We start from the raw sequence: 3,708 nt of genomic DNA on the forward strand, positions 1-3,708 counted from the left end.
CCCCGGCCCCGGCCCCGCTCCCGGCCGCGGCCGCCGCGATCGCCGGGGCCGGGGCGAGCGCCGGCACCCCCGTCCCGCCCCTGACCCGCGCCGCCTTCACCGGCCACGGCTTCGACACCTGCACCGCCCCGACCCAGCGCACCATGGACACCTGGCGGGCCGACTCCCCCTTCGGCGCGGTCGGCGTCTACATCGGCGGCCGCGCCCGCGCCTGCGCGCAGCCGCAGCTGACGGCCGGCTGGGTGCGCAGGCAGCTCGCCGCCGGCTGGCACCTGATGCCCCTCTGGGTCGGCCCGCAGCCCTGGAGCAGCGCGAGCACCGGCCTGTCACCCGACCCGTCCGAGGCCAACGAGGAGGGCATGGAGGCGGCCGGAGGCGCCGTCGCGACGGCCCGCTCCCTGGGCCTGGCGGAGGGCACGGTGCTCTACAACGACCTGGAGAACTACGCGGACCGGACCACCTGGGACCCCCCGGTCGTCGCCTACCTCACCGCCTGGACGGTCCGCCTGCACGAGCTCGGCTACCGCGCCGGCGCCTACGTCGCGGCGAGCTCCGGCGCCAAGGCGCTCAGCGCCCACCACGACCAGGCCCCGGAGGCGATGCCCGACGTGCTGTGGGTCGCCGCCTGGAACGGCCGGGCATCGGTGTCCGATGCCGACACGGGCCTGCCCGCCCGTACGCACCAGTGGGCCGGCCGCCGCCGCGCCCACCAGTACCGCGGCGACCACACCGACACCCACGGCGGGGTCGCGCTCACCATCGACCGCAGCTGGATCGACATCGCCCCCACCCCCCTCACCACCCCGGCCCGCCCCCGCTTCAGCTAGCCGGGTCCTCGCGCGGGGGTTCGTCGTCGTTCGTGCGGCGCAGGGTGCGCAGGGCGTGGGCCGGGGTCCAGGTGCGGACCACCAGGTCGTCGCCCTCGACGCCGGTGAGCACCACCTCCGTCAGGTCCGCGTGGAAGAGGTGGAAGGGGTGCGGGGTCTCCGTCTCCTCCGCGTACCGGTGCAGCTCGGGCGGGTCCAGGAGCTCGATCGCGCGCCCGGAGATCCGCACGTCCCCGTCGGGCATCGTCTCGCCCGCTCCGGGGTTGGTGTGCAGGGCGAACCGCGGGTCGCGCTGGAGGTCCTTGGCCTTCAGCGAGCCCGGCATCATCCCGAGCCACAGTTCGCCGCCGCGGATGTCGACGTTCAGTCCGGTCAGGCGCGGGGAGCCGTCCTTGCGGAGGGTGCCGAGGACGTGGTGCGGGTACTGCGCGAAACGGGCCCGGACGGTAGCCGCGAATTCCGGTTCCTGCTGCTCGAACGCTGCCCAGTTGTTCGTCGTCATGCGTCCATCAAAGCCGTCGGTCAGGTGCGTACGATGCCCGCCGCGCGGGCCGACGCCAGCCAGGACGGGAATTCCCCCACCAGGCGGTCGAACAGCACCGAGTCCGGGACCCGGCGGGGGTCGGGGCCGGCGTGGAAGTAGCCCGCGTTGTCCACCACCCGCCGCTCCGGCACGGGCAGTTCGTCCAGGCGGCGCAGGAAGTCGAACTGTGAGCTGTGCGTCTCGCCGAAGCCGACGAACTGCCAGAACAGCGGGAGCCGGGCCGCCTTGCACAGGTAGCGCTCCGCCGCCGTCTTGTTGACCGGGCCGCCGTCGGTCTGGAAGACCACGAGGGCGGGTTTCGCCGACCCCGAGTCCAGATGGTGGTCGATGACCGCGTCCATCGCCGCGTGGTACGCCGTCTTGCCCATGTGGCCCAGGCGCGAGGCGATCTCGGCGATCCTGCCCTGGTGCCCGGCGAGCGGTATCTCCTCCACCGCGTCGACGTCGGTGGAGAAGAACACCACCGGGACGCGGCCGTCGTCGTCGAGGTGCGCGGACAGGCCGAGCACCCGGTCGGCGAGGGCCTGCACGGTGCCGTCCCGGTAGTACGGGCGCATCGATCCCGAGTGGTCCAGGACCAGGTAGACCGAGGCCCGCCCGCCCTCCAGGCCGTGCTTGCGGAGCGAGATGCCGGCGCTCTTGTAGAGGTTCACGAGGCCCGGAGCGGTGGCTTCCAGCTTGCGGAGGTCAATCGCGCTGCCCCTCGCGCCGCCCGTCCCGGAGCGTGTCGCGCCGCCCGTCGCGCGTGGCGTGCCGGTCGTGTCCGTCGTGCCCGTCATGGCCCCGAGCGTACGTCAGCCGGGCGCGGCGGAACCCGGGCGCACGGGGGCGGGCCCCGGCGCACCTACGGGCGCTCGCGCTCGCCCTCCAGCGCCGCGATGTCGTCGAGCATCGCGGCCGCCAGGTCGCGCTCGGAGGCGTAGTACCGCTCGGCCCACGCGAGGGTGAGCGCCGGGTAGGCCCGGGCGGGACCGTCCTGCGCGCTTTGCGCCTCGGCCACCGCGCGCAGGCGCATCTCCTCGGCGAACTCCTGCTGCCGGTGCAGGAGTTCGCGCATCTGCTCCGGCTCCAGCAGATGGCCCAGCCACAGGCGCAGCATCGGCCCGTGCTTGAGGACGGGCGGGTCGACCGGGGTCTCGCGGGCCCATGTCCGTACGGCCGCCATGCCTTCGCCGGTGATCCGGTAGACCCGCTTGTCGCGGGTTCCGGTTTCCTGCGCGACCTGCCGGGAGGAGGCGTAGCCGGCCTTCTCCAGGCGCTTGAGCTCGCTGTAGATCTGGCTGAAGGACGGGCTCCAGTAGAAGAAGCGCAGCGACCGGTCCGCCCACTTCTTCAGGTCGTAGCCGGAGAGTTCCTCGCCGAAGGAGAGCAGCCCGAGCACCGCCCAGCTGGTCGCCGGGAGCGTGCGCCCGTTCGCCTCGTCTGCCACGCAGCGCAGTCTACGACCGCTCCGCACCGCCCCTTCCGCCCCTCGGGTATGCCTGCTAGAAGTATTTCTCTTAGGCGTATGGGAGGGCTGACGGGTGATCTCGCTGGACGGGAAGGTCGTCGTCATCACCGGCGCCGGCCGCGGGCAGGGCGCGGCCGGGGCGCGGCTGTGCGCGGAGGCCGGCGCGCGGGTGGTCGTCACGGACGTACGGGAGGAGGAGGGCCGGGCGGTCGCGTCCGCCCTGGGCGACCAGGGGCTGTACGTCCGGCACGACGTGGCGGAGGCGGACGGCTGGAGCGCGGTCGTCCGGGAGGCCGTACGCGCCTTCGGTACGGTCTCGGCACTGGTCAACAACGCGGCGGTGTGGCGCACGGCCCACGTGGAGCTGCAGCCGCCCGAGGAGTTCGAGTTCCTGGTACGGGTGAACCTGCTGGGGCCGTTCCTGGGGATCCGGGCCGTGGCACCGGTGATGCGGGAGGCCGGGGGCGGCTCGATCGTGAACGTCTCCTCCGCGGCCGGCCTGGTCGGGATCCCCGGCCACGCGGCGTACGGATCCACCAAGTTCGGGCTGCGCGGGCTGACCCGGTCGGCGGCCCTCGACCTCGCGGGGGACGGGATCAGGGTCAACTCGGTGCATCCGGGGGCGATCGACACGCCGATGGTCTCGGCGGTCGCCGGGCAGGACTGGTCGCACGTGCCGCTGGGGCGGATGGGCCGGCCGGAGGAGGTCGGGGAGCTGGTGGTGTTCCTGTGCTCGGACGCGTCCTCGTACGTGACGGGCACGGAGTTCGCGGTGGACGGGGGGATGACGGCGCGATGAGCGGATCCCTCTCGCCCGCGGCCCGCGGGCTGTGCGATGCGATGGCCGCGGGGGTGCCCCGGCCGGGGGAGGTGGAGGCCCTGCGGGC

5 protein-coding genes are annotated in these 3,708 nt (G+C 73.9%); 2 read left to right on the forward strand and 3 right to left on the reverse strand.

Going from position 1 to position 3,708, the window contains the following annotated elements; translation table 11 throughout:
- Window positions 1–827 (forward strand): glycoside hydrolase domain-containing protein (locus tag ACFXA3_RS38355; RefSeq protein ID WP_385195268.1); only part of this gene is annotated, 827 nt, incomplete at its 5' end.
- Here the strand turns inward: ACFXA3_RS38355 and ACFXA3_RS38360 are convergent.
- From ACFXA3_RS38360 to ACFXA3_RS38370, 3 genes are all read right to left on the reverse strand, one after another.
- Window positions 820–1,329: a pyridoxamine 5'-phosphate oxidase family protein gene (locus ACFXA3_RS38360; protein ID WP_385195270.1), complete on the reverse strand. Its 510-nt coding sequence runs from the start codon at window positions 1,327–1,329 to the stop codon at window positions 820–822. The two genes, ACFXA3_RS38355 and ACFXA3_RS38360, sit on opposite strands and share 8 nt — an antisense overlap.
- A gap of 20 nt (window positions 1,330–1,349) precedes the next feature.
- Window positions 1,350–2,150: a VWA domain-containing protein gene (locus ACFXA3_RS38365; RefSeq protein ID WP_385195272.1), complete on the reverse strand. Its 801-nt coding sequence runs from the start codon at window positions 2,148–2,150 to the stop codon at window positions 1,350–1,352.
- A gap of 65 nt (window positions 2,151–2,215) precedes the next feature.
- Window positions 2,216–2,800: a PadR family transcriptional regulator gene (locus ACFXA3_RS38370; protein WP_385195274.1), complete on the reverse strand. Its 585-nt coding sequence runs from the start codon at window positions 2,798–2,800 to the stop codon at window positions 2,216–2,218.
- A gap of 94 nt (window positions 2,801–2,894) precedes the next feature.
- On the opposite strand from ACFXA3_RS38370, the gene ACFXA3_RS38375 reads away from it, so the two are divergent.
- Window positions 2,895–3,620: a glucose 1-dehydrogenase gene (locus tag ACFXA3_RS38375; protein WP_385195277.1), complete on the forward strand. Its 726-nt coding sequence runs from the start codon at window positions 2,895–2,897 to the stop codon at window positions 3,618–3,620.
- The last annotated feature ends 88 nt before the right edge of the window (window positions 3,621–3,708 follow it).

Source organism: Streptomyces sp. NPDC059456 (genome assembly GCF_042750055.1).
In the GTDB taxonomy this organism is placed as follows: domain Bacteria; phylum Actinomycetota; class Actinomycetes; order Streptomycetales; family Streptomycetaceae; genus Streptomyces.